The 22,874-nt window shown below is 61.7% G+C and carries 20 protein-coding genes; 6 read left to right on the forward strand and 14 right to left on the reverse strand.

Translation table 11 applies throughout. The annotated features are described in order from the left end of the window. The first annotated feature begins 73 nt into the window (after positions 1 to 73). Positions 74 to 1,453: a DUF2868 domain-containing protein gene (locus PSH64_RS28510; RefSeq protein WP_305479318.1), complete on the forward strand. Its 1,380-nt coding sequence runs from the start codon at positions 74 to 76 to the stop codon at positions 1,451 to 1,453. Beyond that, positions 1,446 to 2,822 carry a GTPase/DUF3482 domain-containing protein gene (locus tag PSH64_RS28515; protein WP_305479319.1) on the forward strand — a complete coding sequence of 459 codons (1,377 nt, stop codon included), beginning with the start codon at positions 1,446 to 1,448 and terminating at the stop codon, positions 2,820 to 2,822. The genes PSH64_RS28510 and PSH64_RS28515 overlap by 8 nt, the downstream gene beginning before the upstream one ends. Before the next feature lie 10 nt (positions 2,823 to 2,832). Here the strand turns inward: PSH64_RS28515 and PSH64_RS28520 are convergent, their stop codons facing one another. The 7 genes from PSH64_RS28520 to PSH64_RS28550 all read right to left on the reverse strand — a co-directional run bounded on the left by PSH64_RS28520 (position 2,833) and on the right by PSH64_RS28550 (position 11,902). Then, the gene (locus PSH64_RS28520) at positions 2,833 to 3,258 is read right to left on the reverse strand and encodes a hypothetical protein (protein WP_105340773.1); all 426 of its coding nucleotides are present in this window, start codon (positions 3,256 to 3,258) and stop codon (positions 2,833 to 2,835) included. Between the two features lie 144 nt (positions 3,259 to 3,402). Beyond that, positions 3,403 to 4,536, reverse strand: coding sequence for a TIGR03364 family FAD-dependent oxidoreductase (locus PSH64_RS28525; RefSeq protein ID WP_305479320.1), 1,134 nt, complete (start codon positions 4,534 to 4,536; stop codon positions 3,403 to 3,405). A 122-nt stretch (positions 4,537 to 4,658) separates the two neighbouring features. Next, the gene (locus PSH64_RS28530) at positions 4,659 to 5,684 is read right to left on the reverse strand and encodes a putative 2-aminoethylphosphonate ABC transporter substrate-binding protein (protein ID WP_305479321.1); all 1,026 of its coding nucleotides are present in this window, start codon (positions 5,682 to 5,684) and stop codon (positions 4,659 to 4,661) included. Positions 5,685 to 5,716: 32 nt separating this feature from the next. After that, positions 5,717 to 7,441, reverse strand: a complete 1,725-nt coding sequence (locus PSH64_RS28535) for a putative 2-aminoethylphosphonate ABC transporter permease subunit (RefSeq protein WP_305479322.1) — start codon at positions 7,439 to 7,441, stop codon at positions 5,717 to 5,719. Continuing rightward, a complete protein-coding gene (locus tag PSH64_RS28540) occupies positions 7,441 to 8,517 on the reverse strand; it encodes a putative 2-aminoethylphosphonate ABC transporter ATP-binding protein (RefSeq protein ID WP_305479323.1) in 1,077 nt (358 codons plus the stop codon). Before PSH64_RS28540 ends, PSH64_RS28535 begins: the two co-directional genes overlap by 1 nt. A gap of 249 nt (positions 8,518 to 8,766) precedes the next feature. Continuing rightward, positions 8,767 to 9,630, reverse strand: coding sequence for a LysR family transcriptional regulator (locus PSH64_RS28545; RefSeq protein WP_105340769.1), 864 nt, complete (start codon positions 9,628 to 9,630; stop codon positions 8,767 to 8,769). A 16-nt stretch (positions 9,631 to 9,646) separates the two neighbouring features. Next, positions 9,647 to 11,902, reverse strand: coding sequence for a heavy metal translocating P-type ATPase (locus PSH64_RS28550; RefSeq protein ID WP_305479324.1), 2,256 nt, complete (start codon positions 11,900 to 11,902; stop codon positions 9,647 to 9,649). A gap of 84 nt (positions 11,903 to 11,986) precedes the next feature. Here PSH64_RS28550 and cadR point away from each other — a divergent pair, with 84 nt between their 5' ends. Next, complete coding sequence (cadR, locus tag PSH64_RS28555; protein WP_305479325.1) at positions 11,987 to 12,436, forward strand: Cd(II)/Pb(II)-responsive transcriptional regulator; 450 nt, start codon at positions 11,987 to 11,989, stop codon at positions 12,434 to 12,436. 125 nt (positions 12,437 to 12,561) lie between these two features. Here cadR and PSH64_RS28560 read toward each other — a convergent pair whose 3' ends face one another. The 3 genes from PSH64_RS28560 to PSH64_RS28570 form a co-directional block, all read right to left on the reverse strand. Then, positions 12,562 to 13,533, reverse strand: coding sequence for a thymidylate synthase (locus tag PSH64_RS28560; protein ID WP_105340767.1), 972 nt, complete (start codon positions 13,531 to 13,533; stop codon positions 12,562 to 12,564). A gap of 64 nt (positions 13,534 to 13,597) precedes the next feature. Beyond that, a complete protein-coding gene (gene lgt, locus PSH64_RS28565) occupies positions 13,598 to 14,410 on the reverse strand; it encodes a prolipoprotein diacylglyceryl transferase (protein WP_305479326.1) in 813 nt (270 codons plus the stop codon). Between the two features lie 97 nt (positions 14,411 to 14,507). Next, complete coding sequence (locus PSH64_RS28570; RefSeq protein WP_305479327.1) at positions 14,508 to 15,284, reverse strand: sulfite exporter TauE/SafE family protein; 777 nt, start codon at positions 15,282 to 15,284, stop codon at positions 14,508 to 14,510. Positions 15,285 to 15,418: 134 nt separating this feature from the next. On the opposite strand from PSH64_RS28570, the gene PSH64_RS28575 reads away from it, so the two are divergent. Further along, a complete protein-coding gene (locus tag PSH64_RS28575) occupies positions 15,419 to 16,165 on the forward strand; it encodes an NRDE family protein (protein ID WP_105340764.1) in 747 nt (248 codons plus the stop codon). 125 nt (positions 16,166 to 16,290) lie between these two features. Here PSH64_RS28575 and ptsP read toward each other — a convergent pair whose 3' ends face one another. Both ptsP and PSH64_RS28585 read right to left on the reverse strand, forming a co-directional pair. Next, complete coding sequence (gene ptsP, locus PSH64_RS28580) at positions 16,291 to 18,570, reverse strand: phosphoenolpyruvate--protein phosphotransferase (RefSeq protein WP_105340763.1); 2,280 nt, start codon at positions 18,568 to 18,570, stop codon at positions 16,291 to 16,293. A 22-nt stretch (positions 18,571 to 18,592) separates the two neighbouring features. Further along, entirely contained in the window at positions 18,593 to 19,072 is a 480-nt protein-coding gene (locus tag PSH64_RS28585) for an RNA pyrophosphohydrolase (protein ID WP_007897732.1), read from the reverse strand. 143 nt (positions 19,073 to 19,215) lie between these two features. On the opposite strand from PSH64_RS28585, the gene PSH64_RS28590 reads away from it, so the two are divergent. Beyond that, on the forward strand, positions 19,216 to 19,872 hold the full coding sequence (locus PSH64_RS28590) for an HAD family phosphatase (protein ID WP_105340762.1): 657 nt from the start codon (positions 19,216 to 19,218) through the stop codon (positions 19,870 to 19,872). Between the two features lie 112 nt (positions 19,873 to 19,984). On the opposite strand, the gene PSH64_RS28595 is transcribed toward PSH64_RS28590, so the two are convergent. Continuing rightward, positions 19,985 to 20,413: a DUF2269 domain-containing protein gene (locus tag PSH64_RS28595; RefSeq protein ID WP_105340761.1), complete on the reverse strand. Its 429-nt coding sequence runs from the start codon at positions 20,411 to 20,413 to the stop codon at positions 19,985 to 19,987. 40 nt (positions 20,414 to 20,453) lie between these two features. Next, positions 20,454 to 21,968 (reverse strand): threonine ammonia-lyase, biosynthetic, encoded by a 1,515-nt coding sequence (ilvA, locus tag PSH64_RS28600; RefSeq protein WP_105340760.1) that lies wholly within the window; start codon positions 21,966 to 21,968, stop codon positions 20,454 to 20,456. Positions 21,969 to 22,189: 221 nt separating this feature from the next. On the opposite strand from ilvA, the gene rpiA reads away from it, so the two are divergent. Next, complete coding sequence (gene rpiA / locus PSH64_RS28605) at positions 22,190 to 22,864, forward strand: ribose-5-phosphate isomerase RpiA (protein WP_105340759.1); 675 nt, start codon at positions 22,190 to 22,192, stop codon at positions 22,862 to 22,864. Positions 22,865 to 22,874: the final 10 nt, after the last annotated feature.

Genomic DNA, 22,874 nt, shown 5'->3' on the forward strand with positions numbered 1-22,874 from the left:
ACCAGAGCCTCCCTTACCCCGATAAGCGTCACAGCGGTTATGCTCATCGCTCAATGAAGCGACGGGATGCCGCGTGACTGAACTGACTCCACTGCAAAACCTCTGGCTGAGCGAAACCATACGCCTGCGTGAAGAACACGCCGGCCCCCTGGATGATCTGGAAGCCAACCGAGTCGCCCGTAGCGCCGGCGGCGACCTGCCGACGCGTATTCAATGCCGTGCCCGGTGGCTGGCCGAGCGCGACGGGCAGACCCGCGCCCTCAGACACTGGCTGCAAGGCGCGAGACTGGCGTTGATCGTGCTCGCCGTGCTGGCCGTGATCAGTGGCGCCGGCCTGGCGTTTGCCGCGCTGGGCGACGGCCAGACCCCGGTCAATGTGTTCTGGGCCTTGGGCAGCCTGCTGGGGCTGAACCTGATTCTGCTATTGAGCTGGGCCCTGGGCCTGGTGTTCGCCGGCGAACAGGGCGCCGCCCTCGGACGCTTGTGGTTGTGGCTCAGTGAAAAACTCGCCCGCGATGCCAACGCCGCGCAACTGGCGCCAGCCCTGCTGCTGTTACTGCAACGGCAGAAACTCAATCGGTGGGCGCTGGGTGTGCTGGTCAACGGCTTGTGGTTGTTGGCGATGCTCAGTGCCTTGGTGATGCTGCTGACGCTGATGGCGACCCGGCGCTATGGCTTCGTCTGGGAGACCACCATTCTCGGCGCCGACACCTTCGTCGCCATGACCCAGGCCCTCGGCGCCCTGCCGGCCTTGCTCGGTTTCAGTGTGCCCAGCGTGGAGATGATCCGCGCCAGCGGCGATGCCGCGCTGAACATCGAAAGCGCCCGCCAGGCCTGGGCGGCGTGGCTGGTGAGCGTGCTGCTGGTGTACGGCGTGTTACCGCGTTTGCTGCTCGCATTGTTCTGCCGGTGGCGCTGGAAAACCGGCCAGGCAGCCTTGCATCTGGACTTGAACCTGCCCGGTTACGCCCAACTGCGCGAACGGCTGATGCCCACCAGCGAACGCCTGGGTATTAGCGATGCCGCGCCTGAGCAACTTCACCGGGTTGAAAACGCGGCCAGCGATCTGCAAAGCGATGGCGCACTGTTGGTGGCCATCGAGCTGGACGATCAACGCCCCTGGCCACCGCAGCTGCCGAAAAGCGTCAACGACGCCGGCATCCTCGACAGCCGCGAATCCCGGCACAAACTGCTCGAACAGCTGAGTCGTTTTCCCCCGGCCCGCCTGGCCATCGCCTGCGATCCACGGCGTTCGCCGGACCGTGGCAGCCTGGCGCTGATTGCCGAATTGGCTCGCAGCGCCACCGCGACCCGCGTGTGGTTGCTGCAAGCGCCACCCGGCGAAGCGCTGGACGCCGAACGCCTGGGCGACTGGCATGTTGCGCTACAACAACTGGACCTGCCATTCGCCGATTGCGCGCCATTGAACTGGCTGGAGACGGGTCATGACTGATACCTGGAAACAGCCCTTGAAGCTCGCCGTGGTCGGCCACACCAACGTCGGCAAAACCTCGTTGCTGCGCACGCTGACGCGGGATGTCGGCTTCGGCGAAGTGTCCCATCGCCCCAGCACCACGCGCCATGTCGAGGGCGCGCGATTGTCGGTGGACGGCGAGCCTCTGCTCGATCTGTTCGACACGCCGGGCCTGGAAGATGCCATCGCCCTGCTCGACTACCTCGAACGCCTGGAACGCCCCGGCGAACGCCTCGATGGCCCGGCACGGCTGGCGCGCTTCCTTGAGGGCAGCGAGGCCCGGCAGCGCTTCGAACAGGAAGCCAAGGTGTTGCGGCAATTGCTCGCCTCCGACGCCGGCCTCTATGTGATCGACGCCCGGGAGCCGGTGCTGGCCAAGTACCGCGACGAACTGCAAGTGCTGGCCAGTTGCGGTAAACCGCTGCTGCCGGTGCTGAATTTTGTCAGCAGCGCCCAGCATCGCGAACCGGATTGGCGTGAAGCCCTGGCGCGATTGGGCTTGCATGCGTTGGTGCGGTTCGACAGCGTCGCACCGCCGGAGGATGGCGAACGTCGACTCTATGAAAGCCTTGCGCTGCTGCTGGAAAACTCCCGCGACCAACTGGAACGCTTGATCGCCGATCAGCAGGCCCAACGCCTGGCCCGTCGGCAGAGTGCTACGCAGTTGATCGCCGATTTATTGATCGATTGCGCCGCCTGCCGCCGCAGTGTCGTCAGCGAGGCGGAGCAGGAGCAGCAAGCGATCAGCGAACTGCGCAAAGCGGTGCGTCAGCGCGAACAACGCTGCGTTGAAGCCTTGCTCAAGCTCTACGCTTTCCGCCCACAGGACGCGGCGGCCAGTGACCTGCCGCTGCTCGATGGCCGCTGGGGCGATGACCTGTTCAACCCGGAAACCCTGAAGCAGCTCGGTGTGCGAGTCGGCGGCGGTATCGCGGCTGGCGCGGCGGCCGGGGCCGGCGTCGATCTGCTGGTGGGTGGCCTGACCCTCGGCGCGGCGGCACTGGCCGGAGCGATTGCCGGCGGTGCCCTGCAAACCGCGCGCAGTTACGGCAGCCGCCTGCTGGGCAAGATCAAGGGCCAGCGAGAACTGACCGTCGACGACAGCGTGTTGCGGCTGTTGGCCTTGCGCCAGCGGCAATTGCTGCAAGCCCTGAACCAGCGCGGGCATGCGGCGATGGACAGCATTCAGGTTGCCACGCCGCAGGACAAAACCTGGCGCGAAGGCAAACTGCCGGAAGCGCTGAACAAGGCGCGGGCCCATCCGCAGTGGTCATCGCTCAATCCTCATTCGAAGCTGAATCAGGCGGAGCGGCAGGAGCAGGTTGAGGTGTTGGCGCAGCAGCTTTAGCCCATGATCGTCAGCGCCAGTCCAGTTTCAGAAACTCTTTGGCCAATGCCTTCACGCGGCTACGATCCGTCCTGTTTGCTCGCCCGTCGTTGTCCACATCCGAGCTCAATATCAACTCGAAAAACCCGTCGTTATCCAGATCACGGGCCGCTGCCTTGTAGGTAATCGTCGGTCCTTCATGAAAATGCATCCGTACCGTTTCTGGCGAGCCGTCGGCACTGGGGTTTTCCGAGAAGATCCGCAAATGCCGCTCCTCGCCTTCACCCGCGTTGTACCAGGCGCATTTCAAGTACGTCTTGCCGAAAGACTTGAGCCGTTGACGATCCGCATCCGTCGCCTCGCGCTGCAACTGATCATCTTCAAAAAACTGGAAACCGACGGTATCCGCCGAGCCCTTCCCGCTCCGGTCCTGTGCGATCACTTTCAAAAAATGCATCCGTGCATTCCTTTGCAAAAAGGCCAGATTGATTCTTTGACGCGCATTGATCCATAAACCGATTCCCTATCGTTTGTCGGACAACTCAGCCCAGAGCGCGGGACAACAGACCCACGGCCGTGCGCTTCAAGGCCTTGAGGTCCTTCAACTGCCTCCCAATAAAGTGGCCACGTTACGTTCGGCCATCGCCGGCCCGACGCTCATGCCGACACCGGAGTGCATCAGCGCCACGCTCACACCCGGCATCGGACGCAGAAAAGAAAACGGGCCGGGGCCGCGTGAACCGTAAACACCCTGCCAGCGCTCGACCACCTGCACTTTGCAGCCCAACGTCTGCTCGGCCAGTTCGAGCATCCAGTCGTCCACCTGTTCGGCATTGAACGGTGATGGATCGCTGCCGTAATGGTGGGAGTCGCCGATGATCAACTCACCGTAAGGCGTCGGGCTGATCAGCAGGTGAATGCCGTTTTCGTGCAGATGGGGTGCCTCGCGCAGAATCTGCGCCTGTACCGCCGCGGCTTCCGGCAGGTCGGCGAAGGCGCCGTAGTGCACGCAACTCAGACCGGTGAGCAGCGCGTGTTGCAGGTTGAGGTTGATCTGCGGCCGGGCGCGGAGCATTTGCAGGCGGCAGACTTGCGGCTTGAGTTCGGCAATCGGCTCGGCCAGCAGCGTTTGATAATCGTGGCCAGAGCAGACGATGATCTGCCCCGCGCTGAAGGTGCCGGCAGTGCTGTACAAGCGGCCCGGCTCGATGTCGCGCACCAGGGTGGAAAAGTGAAACTCGACGCCCAACTCACGGTGCAGGTAGTCGATCAACGCCGGAATCGCCTCGCGGGAATACAGCTGTTGGTCATCCATGCCGTGCAACGCGGCGCGGTGATGGCTGAATTGACCGCCGTATAAATCCCGCAATGGGTTGCCGCGCAACAGCTCGACACGGTAACCGTGCTCCACGGCACGCCCAGCGCAGAAGGCTTCCAGCAAATGTTCTTCGGCTTCAGTGCGGGCGAACAGGTATGAGCCGTTGCGCTTGAGTTGCAGACCGGCCAGTTGCGCCCATTGGCCCCAGATGTCGCGGCTGGCCCTGGCCAGTTCGAGCATCGGTCCCGGTGGCTGGCCGGTGACCAGTGCCTGGCCGAAATTGCGCACCGAAGCGCCCAACGGTGTGGCGCTGCGTTCGAAGACTTTGACCTTGAGGCCGCGTCTGGCGGCGGCATAGGCGTGGGACAGGCCGAGGATGCCGGCGCCTACGATCAGCATGTCGTTGTGGTGTGTCATTAAGAGATGTCCTGAATTCGAAGCCGCCTTCGCGAGCAAGCCCGCTCCCACAGGGTCCGTGGCGTTCACAAAACCTGTGGGAGCGAGCCTGCTCGCGATGAGGCCTTGTCAGCCGACGAAGATTACTTGGCAGCCACTTTCTCGGACTTGCCGTCATAGCGTTTGCGCCATTCGCTGAGGATCTCGTCGCGATTCTTCGAGGCCCAGGCAAAGTCGTTCTTGATCAGGCGCTGCTCATAGTCCGCCGGCAATTCGGTCTGTGGCTTGGCGATACCCGGTTGTGCGAGCACCGCGAAGTTCTCTTTATAAAGCTCCATCGCCGCCGGGCTCGCAGAGAAGTCAGCGAGTTTTTTCGCCGCCTCTTCATGCGTGGTGCCTTTGATCACGGCGGTCGCTTCGATTTCCCAGCCCAAACCTTCCTTCGGCAGGATGATGTCCAGCGGCGCACCCTGGCGTTTCAACTGAACGGCCGGGTATTCGAAGGAAATACCGATCGGGAACTCACCAGCCGCCGCGAGTTTGCACGGCTTGGAACCGGAGTGAACGTACTGGCCGATGTTCTGGTGCAGGTCGTCCATGTACTGCCAGCCCTGCTTCTCGCCGAAGGTTTGCAGCCAGGCGCTGACGTCGAGGAAACCGGTGCCGGACGAGGCCGGGTTGGGCATGACGATCTTGCCTTTGTACTCAGGCTTGGTCAGGTCCTGCCAGCTCACGGGTTTGCTCAGCCCCTGCTTTTCGGCTTCAACAGTGTTGAAGCAAATGGTTGCCGCCCACACATCCATGCCGACCCAGGCCGGTGGGTTGGCGGCGTCGCGGTAGTTGCCGCCGATCTTGCCCAGGTCCTTCGGCGCGTAGCTTTGCAGCATGCCTTGCTGATCGAGGATCGCCAGGCTCGATGCCGCCAGGCCCCACACTGCGTCGGCTTGCGGACGGGCTTTTTCGGCCAGCAGTTTGGCAGTGATGATGCCAGTGGAGTCGCGTACCCACTTGATCTCGACGTCCGGGTTGGCCTTTTCGAAAGCCTCTTTGTAGGTTTTCAGTTGTTCGGCTTCGAGGGCGGTGTACACCGTCAACTCGGTTTTCGCCGCGTAAGCGTTCAGGCTGAAAGCGGTGAGGACAGCAGCGGCCAGGGCCAAGGGCTTGAACATGGTGCAATTCCTGTATGAGTTGAAGGTGTGAATCAAAGACCGGGCGCGGTCTGCCGCCAGGCCTGGGAGCGGCGTAACAAACCGCGCGAGGCCCAGGCCAGCAGCAGGGACACGCCCGCCGAGGTGAACAGAATCAGGGTCGACATCGCCGCCGCGCCGCCGACGTTGCCGGCGTCGTCCATGTTCAGCACCGCCACCGCCGCAAGGATGGTGTCGGGGCTGTAGAGGAAGATTGCCGCCGAAACGGTGGTCATGGCCGAGACGAACAGATAGCGCACGATGTCCAGCAGCGCCGGCAGGCAAATCGGCACGGTGACCCGCAGGTAATGCCGGTACAGCGGCGCCTTGAGCGACAGAGCGGCGGCTTCAAACTCGGCGTCGAGCTGGCGCAGCGCGGTGGTCGCGGTCATTTGCGCAGTGGTCAAATAGTGAGCAATGGTGCAGACCACCAGCAGCGTCATGCTGCCGTAGAGCACATGCAGCGGATTGCCGCTGAGGTTGAAGAAGAAGACGTAACCCAGGCCCAGCACCAGACCCGGCACCGCCATCGGTATGAAACTGAGCATGCGCAGGGTCAGATTCAGCCCGCGCTGGCCACGGGTTTTCTCCATCAGGTAGGCGCCGGTGAAGATCAGCACGCTGCCGATCAACGCCGTGCACAACGCCATCTTCACGCTGTTGCCGTAGGCCAGCCAGCCACCGCCCGCGGTGTCGTTGAACTGGTAATGGTTGAGCGACAGCGACAGGTTGTACGGCCAGAACTTCACCAGCGACGAGTACACCGCCATGCCGAACACCAGCAGCAACACCGCGCAGATCAGCAGCACGATGGCCAGATAACAACCGTCGCGCAGCCTCGACGGCATTGGCTGAAAGACTTGCGCCCGACCACTCATGCAATCGCCATGACGCCGACGCAGCCAGGCGTCGACACCAAAGCTGAACAGCGCCGGCAGCAGCAGAACCATGCCGATCAGTGCGCCGCGACCGAATTGTTGCTGGCCGACCACCGCTTTGTAGGCTTCCAGCGCCAGCACTTGATAGTCTCCACCGACCACCACGGGCACACCGAAGTCGGTGATGGTCAGGGTGAACACCAGACAGAACGCCGCGAACACCGCCTGACGGGTCGCCGGCCAAGTGATGCTGCGAAAGGCTTTCGCCGGGCTCGCGCCCATGCTGGAGGCGGCATCGAACAGTCGCGCATCCGCCAGGGACAGCGCCGACAGCAAAATCATCAAGGCGTGCGGGAAGGTGTAGATGACCTCGCCGAGCACAATGCCCCAGAAACCGTAGATATTGTCCGAGAACAGACCGCGCAACAGGCCCTGATTGCCGAACAGATAAACCAGCGCAATCCCCGGCAACATCGACGGCGCCATCAACGGCAGCAATGACATGCCGCGCCAGATGCCTTTGCCGGGAATCAACGTGCGTTGCAGGGCGTAGGCAAACAGGTAGGCCAACGGTACGACAATCGCCGCCACGCTGAGGGAAACCTTCAGGCTATTGCCCAGCAACCAATGGAAATTCGCGCTGGTCAGCAGTTCTCGGGCAGCCACCAGACCACCGCCCTGCCCGGCCTGCGAACTGAACCCGCGCCAGAAGATCGCCAGCAATGGCATCAACACCGCGACACCGAGCAACACCAGCAACAGCACCTTGCCGCCGACCACGAACAGCCGATCGCCAATCTCCGCGCGCAAGGTCTGCCGAACCTGCTTATGCGGTATCGGCAGCGCGAGGTTTGCGCTCATCAGGCGAACACCTGCAGGCTGCGCGGCGGCAAGGCGACCATGATTTGCCGGGCGCCGAGACGCGGCATGGCTTCCGGCGCCAGTTCGGCCAGCAATGCATGACCCGGCAGTTGATCGAGTTCGAAACTCATGCGGCAACGGTTGCCGAGGAACGTGATTTCGCGAACCTTGGCCGGGAACAGGTTTTCTTCATGCACCAGCGGGTTGACGTTGATCGCCTCGGGGCGGCAGAACAAACGGCCCGAGACGGTCAGGGCGCTGCCTTCGGCCAGGCGCATGTGCATCCCGCCGACCTGGGCATGACTGTCGCTGCTACGGCGAAACGGCAGCCAGTTGCCCTGACCGACGAACTCCGCCACAAACGGCGTGGCCGGGCGGTCGTAGATGTCCTGCGGCGTGGCGTACTGCTCGACCCTGCCGTTGTTCATCACGGCGATGCGGTCGGCCATCAACATGGCTTCGTCCTGATTGTGGGTGACCATCAGGGTGGTGATGCCGAGATTGCGCTGCAATTGGCGCAGTTCGGTGCACAGATGCTCGCGGACCCGGGCGTCGAGCGCCGACATCGGTTCGTCCAGCAGCAACAAGGAAGGGGCCGGCGCCAGAGCCCGGGCCAGCGCTACGCGTTGCTGCTGACCACCGGACAACTGGCCGGGGTATTTTTTCTCGCTGCCGATCAGGCCGACCAGTTCCAGCATCTGACCGACGCGCTGGCGCACTTCATCGCGACCGCTGCTAGAGAGGCCGTAGGCGATGTTCGCTTCGACGGTGAGATTGGGAAACAGCGCGTAGGACTGGAAGAGAATGCCGTAGTCCCGGGCTTGAGGCGGCAGGTGGGAAACGTCGCGATCGCCAAGGTACAACTCGCCGCTGTCTTGTTTCTCAAGGCCGGCGATGCAGCGCAGCAAGGTGGTCTTGCCACAACCCGACGGCCCCAGCAGACACACCAGTTCACCGGCTGCCACGTCGAGGGAAACGTTATCCAGCGCGGTGAACGCGCCGAAGCGCTTCTGCACGCCGCGCACTTTCATCGGCGCACCGGGGTTGGTCAGGGCAGTTGCGATCGAGTGGTTCATGGACAGGCCTCATCAAGCAGATGAGGGCCATCCTAGGTTTGCAATGCGTCCGTCATGTGGCAGCAAGGCAAAAACGGCCGATAGTGGTATTAGAGGATTTTGGTTGGATACAGCGGCGACCGGACGGACGCCTTCGCGAGCAAGCCCGCTCCCACATTAGATCTTCGGTGAACATTGATTTTGTGTCAGGCGCGATCCAGTGTGGGAGCGGGCTTGCTCGCGAAGGGGCCCTCACATACACCACAACTCTTAAACCGGGGCCATTTCCTGCGCCAACCCTAGAAACGCCGCCGGCAGCCGCGCGCCTTTTCGCTCCTTGAGGCAGTACAGGTACTCGAGAATCTGCGGCGCATTTTCGAGGGTCAGCACCCGCAATTGCGGATCGTGCGGCACTTCCTGGCGGGCGATGATGCTGATACCGATGTTGCGCAACACCGCCTCACGAATCGACTCGCGGCTACCAATCTCCAGCAACGGCCCGAAACTTACCCCGGTGCCGGCCAGCAACTCTTCGGTCAAGCGCCGGGTGGTCGAGCCCGACTCGCGCATCAACAAGGTGTGCCCCGCCAGCGCACTGAGCGGCACATGGTCATGCACCGCCAGCGGATGATTACGATGCACCGCCAACACCAGCGGATCACTGCCCAGTACCCGGCGGATCAGCCGCGCATCGTCGAGCAACTGCGAGGACGCGGCGACATCGACCCGGTACTCCTCCAGCGCTTCGAGCACCTGCTGGGAATTGCCGATTTCCACCGACACCTCCACCTGCGGCAAGCGCTCGCGAAAGGTCTTCACCAGATCGAGGATGTAGTACGGCGCCGTGGCGGCGATGCGCAACGTGCCCTGGACCTGACCGCTGTTACGCAGGAAGAACTCGATATCGGCTTCCTGCTGCAGCAGTGCCTTGACCATCGGCAACAACCGCGCGCCTTCGTCGCTGACGCTGAGGCGGCGACCGCCACGGTAGAACAGCTCCACCGAATACTGGCTTTCCAGGTGCCGGATCTGGGTCGTCACCGTCGGTTGGCTCAGGCCGAGCTTTTTCGCCGCCAGGGTAATGCTGCCCAGCCGGGCCACCATGTAAAACGCCTTCAGCTCGGCACTCAGCACACCCGTTCCTCATCGTCTATTTGCGCAACAGGCGCAAACCGTTGAAAACCACCAACAGGCTCACGCCCATGTCGGCGAACACCGCCATCCACATGGTGGCGAGCCCGGCGAAGGTTACCCCAAGAAAGATCGCTTTGATGACCAATGCCAGGGCAATGTTCTGTTTGAGGATATTGGAGGTCTGCCGCGACAAGCTGATGAAGGCCGGGATCTTGCGCAGATCGTCGTCCATCAGGGCGACATCGGCGGTTTCGATGGCGGTGTCGGTCCCGGCGGCCGCCATGGCGAAACCGACCTCGGCCCGCGCCAGTGCGGGGGCGTCGTTGATGCCGTCGCCGACCATTCCCACGCGATAGCCCTGGGCATACAACGTTTCGATGGCCTGCAGCTTCTCGCTCGGTAACAGATCGCCTTGCGCCTGATCGATGCCCACATGGGCGGCGATGACCTCGGCGGTGTGAACGTTGTCACCGGTCAGCATCAGGGTTTTGATGCCCAGTTCATGCAATTGCTGGATCGCTTCGCGACTGGTCGCTTTCACGGTGTCCGCGACGGCAAACAAGGCCAGCGGACCCGACTTGTCGAGCAATAGCACCACCGACTTGCCCTGTTTCTCCAGCGCAAACAGCTGCTCTTCCAGCGCTGGCGAACACAGGCCCAGATCTTCCACCAGGCGGTGATTACCCAAATGGTAGAGCTCACCGTTGATCTCACCGCGCACGCCCCGTCCCGCCAGGGCGTGAAAGTTATCCACAGTCAGCGGCGCAGTTGGGTTATCCACAACGGCATCCATAGCCGCGTTAGCGATGGCCAGCGACACCGGGTGATCCGAGCGACCCGCCAGTGCCGCCGCAATGGCCGGAGCTGTTTGATCGGCGGTCGGGTCGAGGGACAAATAGTCGGTCTGCACCGGTTTGCCGTGAGTGAGGGTGCCGGTCTTGTCGAAGGCCAGGTAGTCGAGTTTGTAGCCGTGCTCCAGATAAACGCCGCCCTTGACCAGAATCCCTTTGCGCGCCGCCGCCGCAAGGCCACTGACGATGGTCACCGGAGTGGAAATCACTAAGGCGCATGGGCAGGCGACCACCAGCAACACCAGCGCCCGGTAAATCCAGTCGAACCACAACGCGTCCATGAACAGCGGCGGGATCACCGCCACGGCCAGGGCCAGGATGAACACCGCCGGTGTGTAGATTTTTGAAAAGCTGTCGACGAAGCGCTGGGTCGGCGCCCGTGCCCCTTGAGCCTGTTCGACGGCGTGGATGATCCGCGCCAGGGTCGAGTGGTCGGCCGCTGCGGTCACGGTGTATTCCAGCGAACCGGACTGGTTGATGGTGCCGGCGAACACCTTGTCACCGATGGTTTTCTCCACCGGCAGGCTTTCACCGGTAATCGGCGCCTGGTTGATGGTCGAGCTGCCGGACAGCACTTCGCCGTCCAGACCGATCCGCTCGCCGGGACGCACCCGCACCCGTGCGCCCAGTTCGATGCTTTTCACCGGTTGTGCGACCCAACTGCCGTCGGCCTGCTGCACCGTGGCTTGCTCGGGCGCCATCTGCATCAGTCCGCCGATGGCGTTGCGCGCCCGGTCCAGGGACCTGGCTTCAATCAACTCGGCCACGGTGAACAGGAACATTACCATCGCCGCTTCCGGCCATTGACCGATCAGGATCGCACCGGTCACCGCGATGCTCATCAGCGCGTTGATGTTCAGGTTGAAGTTTTTCAGGGCGATCCAGCCCTTTTTATAGGTACCCAGGCCGCCACTGAGGATTGAGATCAGCGCAATCACCGCCACCACCCAAGTGGGCGCCGCGTTAGTGAAGTGGATCACTTCAGCCGCCAACGCACCAACGCCGGACAGCGCCAATGGCCACCAAGGTTTTTTCTCTGGCACAGGTATTGGCGCTTCGACGCCTTGTTCCAGTGGCTCAGCGTGCATGCCGAGGGATTTGATCGCCTCGATGATCGGCGCGGTGCCTGGCAGGTCATGGGTCACGCCCAACACCCGGTTGATCAGGTTGAACTCCAGTTGCTGCACGCCCGCAAGCTTGCCGAGTTTGTTCTGGATCAGCGTCTGCTCGGTCGGGCAGTCCATGGCCTCGATGCGGAAGCTGCTCAGCCGCGCGCCGACGGTCGGTGTCTCGCTCAACTTGATCAGCGATGGCGCCGCGGCTTTGGAGGAACAGCAGGAATCGCCGTGGCCGCCATGGTCATGCTTGTGGCTGTGATCGTGATCAGCCTCGGGTTTGTGGATGTGAAGAGAATCGCTCATTGGTCGCGTCCATGAAGGTGCCTGTTGCCAAGTAAAGACCCTGTAGCCACTATAGGGTCAAGCACCCTTTTGGAGATTGACGCGATGAAAATAGGAGAACTGGCGAAACTCACCGACTGCGCCGTGGAAACCATCCGCTACTACGAGCGCGAAAACCTGCTGCCGGAACCGGCCCGCAGCGACGGCAATTATCGCGTCTACACCCAGGCCCACGCCGAACGCCTGACCTTCATCCGCAATTGCCGCACCCTCGACATGACGCTCGAGGAAATCCGCAGCCTGCTGGCCCTGCGCGACAGCCCGCAGGATCAATGCGAAAACGTCAACGCGTTGATCGACGAGCATATCCACCATGTGAAGGCTCGAATCGACGGCTTGCAGGCCTTGCAGACACAACTGCTCGACCTGCGCCAACGCTGCAGCGAAGGGCCGGATATCGATCAGTGCGGGATTTTGCAGCGGCTGGAGGTCAGCGGTGGGGTGGTGGCGACGGAGGTTGAGCATTCCCATGTCGGCCGAAGCCACGGCCACTAAAAACACCAAAGAAACAATGTGGGAGCGGGCTTGCTCGCGAAAGCGGTGTATCAGGCAACATTACTGTCGACTGATACTCCCTCTTCGCGAGCAAGCCCGCTCCCACATTTGGTCGGCGTTAAGGCTTAAACCGCCATCGGCGCGGTCATCGGCGCGTGGTGCTCGTAGCCTTCGAGCGAGAAATCACTTGGCTCGATCAGCTCCAGCCACTCCGGCTGGTACACACCGGTCTTGGCGAACTCTGGCACGCGATCGGAGATCTTCAGCTTCGGCATGGCGAATGGCTCGCGCTTGAGCTGTTCGTTGAGCATGTCCAGGTGGTTTTCGTAAACGTGGGCATCGCCGATGAAATAGGTGAACCAGCGCGGCGTGTAACCGGTCAGGCGACCGATCAGGCTCAGCAGCGCGGCACCTTCGGTGAGGTTGAACGGCGTGCCCAGGCCCAGGTCGTTGGAGCGGATGTAGAGGGTCAAAGAGATCTCTTTGGTCTCGACATTCGGGTGGAACTGGTACAGCAAGTGGCACGGCGGCAGGGCCATCTCATCGAGCTGCGCAACGTTCCAGCCGTGGAACAGAATGCGACGGCTGCCCGGGTCCTTGATGATGGTGTCGACGCACTGGCGGATCTGGTCGATCGCCTTGTACAACACCACATACGCCTGGCCATCTTCCTCGCCTTCGGCGATCTGCCGATAACCCTGACTCAGGGTCTGCTCGATGGCGGCCTGATTGCTGACCGGGATCTGCTTGTACGCCGGCCATTTGCGCCATTGCACACCGTAGATCTCGCCGAGGTCGTCTTCACCCTGACGGAACGGGTTGGCCAGCCACTGGGCGTTTTCGTTGGCGTTCTGGTCCCAGACCTTGCAACCCAGCGCACGAAATTCAGCGGCATTATTCACCCCGCGCAGAAAACCACACATCTCGCCGATGGCCGACTTGAAAGCCATCTTGCGGGTGGTGATCGCCGGGAAACCTTCCTGCAGATCAAAACGCAGCATCGCGCCCGGAAAGCTGATGGTGTTCACGCCGGTACGGTTGGCCTGTTTGGTGCCGTTCTTGATGACGTGGGCGACCAGTTCGAGATATTGCTTCATGAATTACCTGTGTCCTTGAACCCGGAGCTGTCGCCCCGGGGTTCGAATTTTTTGCGCCTGCTGCTTATACAGCCGCTGCGGGGGCCGCCGGGGCGCGTCGATAAGCCAGCCAGATCAGGAACAGACCGCCGACGATCATCGGTACGCACAGTACCTGACCCATGGTCAGCCAGTTCCACGCCAGGTAGCCCAGCTGCGCATCCGGCACACGGACGAACTCGACGATGAAACGGAAAATGCCATAGAACAGCGCGAACATCCCGGACACCGCCATGGTCGGCCGCGGTTTGCGCGAGAACAGCCAGAGGATCAGGAACAACGCCACACCTTCCAGCGCAAACTGGTACAGCTGCGACGGGTGACGCGGCAACTGCGCCGGATCGCTGAACGGCGGGAAGATCATCGCCCACGGCACGTCGGTCGGCTTGCCCCACAATTCGGCGTTGATGAAGTTACCGATGCGCCCGGCACCCAGGCCGATCGGCACCATCGGCGCGACGAAGTCCATCAGCTGGAAGAATGACTTGTTGTTCTTTTTACCGAACCACAATGCCGCCAGCATCACACCGATAAACCCGCCGTGGAACGACATGCCGCCCTTCCACACTTCGAAAATCAGCATCGGGTTGGCCAGGTAAGCGCTCAGATCATAAAACAGCACATAACCCAGGCGACCACCGACGATGACCCCCATCGACATCCAGAACACCATGTCGGAGAGTTTCTCCTTGGTCCAGGTCGGGTCGAAGCGGTTCAGCCGACGGGATGCCAGCAGCCACGCGCCGCCGATGCCGATCAGGTACATCAGGCCGTACCAGTGGATTTTCAGCGGACCGATGGCCAGGGCCACCGGGTCGATCTGCGGGTAAGGCAGCATTGCGACTCCTCGTTAGAGTTGAAACCTTCAAAATTCCCGGGCGACGCTGTCACGCCAGGATTAAGCCAGGATTGCGTTACGCGTCAGAGCAGGAAGTTCAAGCCGACGCAAAACAGCAAAGCGGCAAAGCGGCAAACAGTCTTTTCAGCAAGCGCGGCGACAGCCTGTGGGCCAGTCGTGCACCGAGGCGGGCGAAGACCATGCTGGTCAGGGCAATCCCCAGCAGCGCCGGCAAATAAACAAAACCGAGACTATGGGCCGGCAGCAGTGGATCGTGCCAGCCCAGAATCATGAAACTTAATGCACTTGCCAAAGCGATGGGCAGGCCACAGGCCGACGACGTAGCCACCGCTTGCTGCATCGGCACGCTACGCCAGGTCAGGAACGGCACGGTCAACGAGCCGCCGCCGATCCCGAAAATCGCCGAGGCCCAGCCAATGACGCTGCCGGCCACGGTCAGACCGACTTTACCGGGTACTGTACGGCTGGCTTTGGGTTTGAAGTCCAAAGCGAGCTGAACGGCGATGATCAACGCGAATACGCCGATGATCTTCTGCAAATTCGGCCCGGAGATCGCTTCGGCGGTCAGCGCGCCGAAACCGGCACCGATCAGAATGCCGAGGGTCATCCAGGCAAAAATCGGCCAACGCACGGCGCCGCGGCGATGATGTTCGCGAACCGCGTTGACCGACGTAAAGATGATCGTTGCCAGCGATGTGCCGACGGCCAGGTGCGTCAGGATCGACGGATCAAATCCCTGCAAGGTGAAGCTGAACACCAGCACCGGGACGATGATGATCCCGCCGCCTACCCCAAACAGCCCGGCCAGCACGCCCGCACAGGCGCCCAGCGCCAGATAGAGCAAAAATTCCATGGCCACGTCCCCAAGCATCCCGAAACAGGAGCGGCATGGTAACGGATGCATGGCCGTGGGCTCCACTGCGAATGGCGATGGATCGATGAGCGATGTCTGCGTAGAGTGAGCAAAAAACACACAAGGACCACCTTATGTGCCTGATTGTCTTTGCCTGGCGGCCGGGTCATGCCCAGCCGTTGATCGTGGCGGCCAACCGCGACGAATTCTATGCCCGGCCCAGCCTGCCCCTGGCGCAATGGCCGCACGCCCCGCACGTCTACGCCGGGCGTGATCTGGAGGCCGGCGGGACGTGGCTCGGTGTCGGCGCCCACGGGCGTTTCGCCGCACTGACCAACATCCGTGATCCCCTTCAGCCGCCGGCCGCCAGGTCGCGAGGCGAACTGGTGGCGCAATTCCTCAACGGGGAAACACCGGTTGAAGACTATTTAAACGACGTTATCGGACGTTCGGCTGAATATGCCGGATTTAATCTGTTGATTGGCAATGCCAACGAGCTCTGGCACTTCAATGCCCGGGAAACCACGGCAGTCAGGCTCGAGCCTGGGGTTTACGGGTTATCGAACGCGGGGCTGGATACACCGTGGCCAAAAGTGCTCAAGGCCAAGGCAGCATTGAGCGAAGTACTGGATGATCCGCAGCCACAGGCGCTACTGGCCTTGCTCAGCGATCCGCAGACGGCACCGCTTGCCGAGCTGCCGGACACTGGCGTGGGGCAAGCTACCGAGACGTTGTTGTCGAGCGTGTTCATCAAGAGCCAGGCTTATGGGACACGGGCGAGCACGGCGTTGATTGTTCAAGCGGATGGGATGCGGCATATGGTCGAACGGAGTTTCGGGCCGTATGGGGGGCATTTGGGGGAAGTGGAAGTCAGGATTTAATTTTGTGCTGCCTGGACTGGCCCCGGGCAAGCCAGCTCCCACAGGTTTTGGTGTTGATCACAAATCAGTGAATCGACCCAAATTCCTGTGGGAGCTGGCTTGCCTGCGATGAGGCCATCAGCCTTTTAAAGGGTCTTGACCGAAGCCGGATTGATCATCCGCGCCAACCCAAGGTTCTTCAGCGCCAATTGCAGCGAGCTGTGGATAACTTGCGGGTTGTCGATGGTCATCAGCTCCGCCAGCAGTTCCTTGGCCTTGCTCAGGTTGATCTGACGCAGCATCCACTTCACTTTCGGCAAGTTGGTGGCGTTCATCGACAGGCTGTCGAAGCCCATCGCCATCAACAGCACCGCCGCCGCCGGATCACCGGCCATTTCGCCGCAGATACTCACCGGCTTGCCTTCGGCATGGGCGTCGCGCACCACGCTCTGCAAGGCTTGCAGCACCGCCGGGTGCAGGTAGTCGTAAAGGTCGGCCACCCGTGGGTTGTTTCGGTCCACGGCCAGCAGGTACTGGGTCAGGTCGTTGGAGCCGACCGACAGGAAGTCCACCTGCCGTGCCAGTTCCTTGGTCTGATACACCGCTGCCGGAATTTCGATCATCACACCCACCGGCGGCATCGGCACGTCGGTGCCTTCGTCGCGTACTTCACCCCAGGCCCGGTGGATCAGGTGCAAGGCTTCTTCCAGTTCATGGGTGCCCGAGATCATCGGCAACAGAATCCGCAGGTTGTTCAGGCCTTCACTGGCCTTGAGCATGGCGCGGGTCTGCACCAGGAAGATTTCCGGGTGGTCGAGGGTCACGCGAATGCCGCGCCAGCCGAGGAACGGGTTGTCTTCCTTGATCGGGAAGTACGACAGCGCCTTGTCACCGCCAATGTCCAGGCTGCGCATGGTCACCGGTTGCGGATGGAACGCAGCGAGTTGCTCGCGATAGATCGCCAGTTGTTCCTTTTCGCTCGGGAAGCGCTGGTTGATCATGAACGGCACTTCGGTGCGGTACAGGCCCACGCCCTCGGCACCACGCTTCTGCGCCCGTGCCACGTCCGCCAGCAGGCCGGTGTTGACCCACAGCGGCATGCGGTGGCCATCGACCGTTACGCACGGCAGGTCGCGCAATGCATCCAGCCCGAGGGCCAGTTGTTTCTCTTCCTCGACCACGTCGGCGAACTGCTTGCGCAGCACGTCGCTCGGGTTGGTGTAGACCTCGCCGTGGTAGCCGTCGACGATCATCTGGATGCCGTCGACCTTGGAGTACGGCAGGTCGACCAGGCCCATCACCGTCGGAATACCCATGGCACGCGCCAGGATCGCCACGTGGGAGTTACCCGAACCAAGTACCGACACCAGACCGACCAGCTTGCCTTCCGGCACCTCGCCGAGCATCGCCGGCGTCAGTTCTTCGCTGACCAGAATGGTGTTGTCGGGATAGACCAGCGTCTGCTGCCGCTCTTCCTGCAAGTAGGCCAGCAAGCGGCGGCCCAGGTCTTTGACGTCCGAGGCACGCTCGCGCAGGTAGGCGTCGTCCATCAATTCGAAACGGTTGACGTGATCGGTGACCACCTGACGCAACGCGCCCTGGGCCCACTGACCGGTCTTGATCACCGTGGTGACTTCGCTGCCGAGCGAGGCATCGTCGAGCATCATCAGGTAGACGTCGAACAGCGCCCGCTCTTCAGGCCGCAGCTGGGTCGCCAGCTTGGCGGACAAGGCGCGCATGTCGGCGCGCACGCCTTCGATGGCGGTCTTGAACAGTGCAAGCTCTGCATCAATGTCGGTGATGGTCTTGTCCGGCACCACGTCCAGGTCGGCCGGTGGCAGCATGACGACCGCGGTACCGACCGCCGCGCCCGGCGAACCCGGTACGCCGACGAACTTTGCTTCCTGAATGCCTTTGCCCTGACGACCCAGGCCACGGATCGAACCGGTGGCCTCGGCATGGGCGATAACGCCGGCGAGCTGCGCGCTCATGGTCACGAGGAAGGCTTCTTCTCCTTCATCGAACTGGCGACGTTCCTTCTGCTGGATGACCAGCACGCCGACGACGCGACGGTGGTGGATAATCGGCGCACCGAGGAACGAGGCGTAGCGTTCTTCACCGGTCTCGGCGAAGTATCGGTAGCGCGGATGATCCGCGGCATTTTCGAGGTTAAGGGGTTCTTCGCGCGTGCCGACCAGGCCGACCAGACCTTCATTGGGTGCCATGCTGACTTTACCGATCGAGCGCTTGTTCAAGCCCTCGGTGGCCATCAGCACGAAGCGGTTGGTCTCTGGATCAAGCAGGTAGACCGAGCAGACCTGGCTGCCCATGGCCTCTTTGACGCGCAATACAATAATCCCCAACGCCGCCTTGAGATCCTTGGCGGAGTTAACTTCCTGGACGATCTTGCGCAGCGTATTGAGCATGGCTCGGGGTCGAACTCCGTCGTCAGTCGCGCGCTAAAAGGCGCGGGGCAAGCTCTTTGAGAGCGCGTCGATACACCTCGCGCTTGAATGTCACCACCTGGCCCAACGGATACCAATAACTGACCCAGCGCCAGCCATCGAACTCCGGTTTACCGGTCAAATCCATCCGCACCCGCTGCTCGTTGGAGATCAGGCGCAGGAGAAACCATTTCTGCTTCTGGCCGATGCACAGCGGTTGGCTGTGCGTCCTGACCAGACGTTGCGGCAAACGATAACGCAACCAGCCCCGGGTGCAGGCGAGAATTTCAACATCTTCGCGCTCCAGGCCCACTTCTTCGTTCAACTCGCGGTACAAGGCGTCTTCCGGCGTCTCCTGGGGGTTGATCCCGCCCTGTGGAAACTGCCAGGCATCTTGATTGATACGGCGAGCCCATAGCACCTGGCCAGCATCATTCGTCAGAATGATCCCGACATTGGGGCGGAAACCATCGGGGTCGATCACGGCAACAACCTCGCAAACGCATGTCGCCGCATTGTTCCACAAAGGTTGTGAAAGCAGCAACGAGCCGACCTACCTTATGTGCACTCTTGTGAAAAGTCCGTATTCTGGAGACCTTTCTACAGACTTTTCAGCGAGTAACTGCAATGCGGCTGGCTTTATTCGACTTGGACAACACGCTTCTGGGCGGTGACAGTGACCACGCCTGGGGCGATTATCTGTGCGAACGCGGTTTCCTCGACGCCGTCGCCTACAAGGCGCGCAACGACGAGTTCTATCAGGATTACCTGGCCGGCAAGCTGGATAACGACGCGTACCTGAACTTCTGCCTGGAAGTCCTCGGTCGCACCGAAATGGCTACGCTGGATCAATGGCACCTGGACTACATGCGCGACTGCATCGAACCGATCGTGCTGCCCAAGGGCCTCGAACTGTTGGCCCAACACCGTGAGGCCGGCGACAAGCTGGTGATCATCACCGCCACCAATCGCTTTGTGACCGGGCCGATTGCCACGCGCTTGGGCGTCGAGACCCTGATCGCCACCGAATGCGAAATGATCGACGGACGGTACAGCGGGCGCAGCACCGATGTCCCGTGCTTCCGTGAAGGCAAGGTGACCCGGTTGACTCGTTGGCTGGAAGAGACCGGCCACAGCCTGGAAAACAGCTATTTCTACAGCGACTCGATGAACGACTTGGCGTTGCTGGAGATAGTGAGCAACCCGATCGCTGTCGATCCGGATCCGAACCTGCGCGCCGAGGCCGAGAAACGTGGCTGGCCGGTGATTTCGTTGCGCAACTGAAACCGCTTTCGCGAGCAAGCCCGCTCCCACATTGGATCTTCAGCGAACGCAGATTTTATGTGCGACGCAGATCCAATGTGGGAGCGCGAAGGGGTCAACTCGGTCTAAAGCTTTAAACCGGCTTGGCCCCCATCAACCCCGCAATGGCGACAATGCAGACAAAACTGAACAGCGCCAACGCCAAGGTAAACTTCCCATTCCCCGCCGTCGGCGCCTTGCGCAGCCGATTGAGCCGCACCACCAGCCAGAACCAGCCCAGCACCGCCACGGTGTAGAGCACACTGGACGCCAGCAGCCAGGTCTGCCCCAACGGCCAGCCCACCAGATGCACCATCCACCAACCGGTGAATGGCATGCTCAGCAGCGCCAGGCCCATCAATAGCCAGATGAACACCTGCGGTCGTTGCAAGGTGCGCGCAGGCGCCGTCGCATCACCGTTACGGCGAGTACGCCAGACCCAGATTGCCAGCCCCAGCGCGCTGATCAACAGCAGCACCGTCGCCACGCCATGGGCGATTTTGAGGGCGGTTAACGTTTCCATTGTTCGATTTCCTTTTGGCCTTGCTCGTCAGCGTAGCCGCTCAGCCGAGAAACAGCTGATAAGCGGGGTTGTCGCTTTCGTCCCAGTACGGGTAGCCGATTTCTTCCAGCGCCGCCGGCACCAGATGACGCTCGTCGTGCGGCACTTGCAGGCCCGCGACCACTCGGCCATCCGCCGCGCCATGGTTACGATAGTGGAACATCGAAATGTTCCAGCGCCCGCCGAGCTTGTTGAGGAAGTTGAACAACGCACCCGGGCGCTCCGGAAACTCGAAGCGCAGCACCACTTCATCGACCACATGGACGGCACGCCCGCCGACCATGTGGCGGATGTGCAACTTGGCCAGTTCGTTGTCGGTCAGGTCGAGCACCGGGAAACCCTGCTCGGTGAGGCTGGCAAGCAGCGCGCTGCGCGGGTCGTTTTCCGGATGCGTCTGCACGCCGACAAAGATGTGCGCTTCGCTGCCAGTGTTATAGCGGTAGTTGAATTCGGTGATCTGGCGCTTGCCGATGGCCTCGCAGAACGCCTTGAAGCTGCCCGGCTTCTCGGGGATGGTCACGGCGATGATCGCTTCGCGGCCCTCGCCCAGTTCGGCGCGCTCGGCAACATGGCGCAGGCGGTCGAAGTTGACGTTGGCGCCGGAATCGATAGCCACGAAGGTGTGACCGGTGACGCCGTGTTGCTCGACATACTTTTTGATCCCGGCCACGCCCAAGGCGCCGGCAGGCTCGGTGATCGAGCGGGTATCGTCGTAGATATCCTTGATCGCCGCACAGATTTCATCGGTGCTGACGGTGATCACTTCATCAACGTAATCCTTGCAGATATCGAAAGTGTGCTGGCCGATCTGCGCCACGGCGACGCCATCGGCGAAGAGGCCCACGGTCGGCAGCACCACACGCTCGCCGGCCGCCATCGCGGCTTGCAGGCAATTGGAGTCATCCGGTTCGACGCCGATGATCTTGATATCCGGGCGCAGGTATTTCACGTACGCCGTGATCCCGGCGATCAGCCCGCCGCCGCCCACCGGAACGAAAATCGCATCCAGACGCCCCGGGTGCTGGCGCAGAATCTCCATGGCCACCGTGCCCTGCCCGGCAATGGTGTGGGGATCGTCGTAGGGGTGAATGTAGACGTAACCTTTTTCGTCGACCAGTTTCAGCGAGTAGGCCAGGGCTTCCGGGAACGAATCCCCGTGCAGCACCACTTTGCCGCCGCGCGAGCGCACGCCTTCGACCTTGATCTCCGGGGTGGTCTTGGGCATCACGATGGTCGCTTTCACGCCCAGGACCTTGGCCGCCAGGGCCAGGCCTTGCGCATGGTTGCCCGCCGAAGCAGTGACCACGCCGCGAGCACGCTCTTCGTCGCTCAGTTGCGTCAGCTTGTTGTAAGCGCCGCGAATCTTGAACGAGAACACCGGCTGCAAGTCTTCACGCTTGAGCCAGATTTCATTACCCAGCCGCTCGGAGAGCTGGCGGGCAATCTGCAATGGGGTTTCTACGGCAACGTCATAAACGCGCGAGGTGAGGATCTTTTTGACGTACTGTTCGAGCATCGGAAAGCATCACTGAGCGGATTGGGCAGGGTCAAGGAGTCTAACCCGGCTTTTGGGCGGGCGACCACACTAAACAGGTGGTTTCAGGGTAACCGGAAAAGATCGCAGCCTCTGGCAGCTCCAGGTGCGATCTTTTGACCCGCCAATCGGGCAATGACCTTCCCCATCGCGAGGCCTATAATGCCGGCCTTTCGTCTCTTCTTCGGCACCTCGGAGCCCGCATGACCCAGGATCAACTCAAACAGGCAGTGGCTCAAGCCGCCGTCGACTTCATCCTCCCGAAACTCGACGACAAGAGCATCGTCGGGGTCGGCACCGGCTCCACCGCCAACTGCTTCATCGACGCCCTGGCCAAGCACAAAGGCGCGTTTGATGGTGCAGTTGCCAGCTCCGAAGCCACCGCTGCGCGCCTCAAGGGCCACGGCATTCCGGTGTACGAACTCAATACCGTCAGCAATCTGGAGTTCTACGTCGACGGCGCCGACGAAAGCGACGAGCACCTGCACCTGATCAAGGGCGGTGGCGCGGCCCTGACCCGCGAGAAAATCGTCGCGGCCGTGGCCAAAACCTTCATCTGCATCGCCGACGCCAGCAAACTGGTGCCGGTCCTCGGTGCATTCCCTTTGCCGGTGGAAGTGATCCCGATGGCCCGCAGCCACGTGGCCCGCGAACTGGTGAAGCTCGGCGGCGACCCGGTTTACCGTGAAGGCGTGCTGACCGACAACGGCAACATCATCCTCGACGTGCACAACATGCAGATCACCAACCCGGTGGAGCTGGAAGCACAGATCAACGCCATCGTTGGCGTCGTCACCAATGGCTTGTTCGCGGCCCGTCCGGCCGACTTGCTGCTGCTGGGCACGAGTGAAGGCGTGAAGACCCTGCGCGCCCAGTAAGCGACTTCGC

Origin of the sequence: Pseudomonas sp. FP1742, from assembly GCF_030687145.1 — a bacterium.
Taxonomy (GTDB): Bacteria; Pseudomonadota; Gammaproteobacteria; order Pseudomonadales; family Pseudomonadaceae; genus Aquipseudomonas; species Aquipseudomonas frederiksbergensis_D.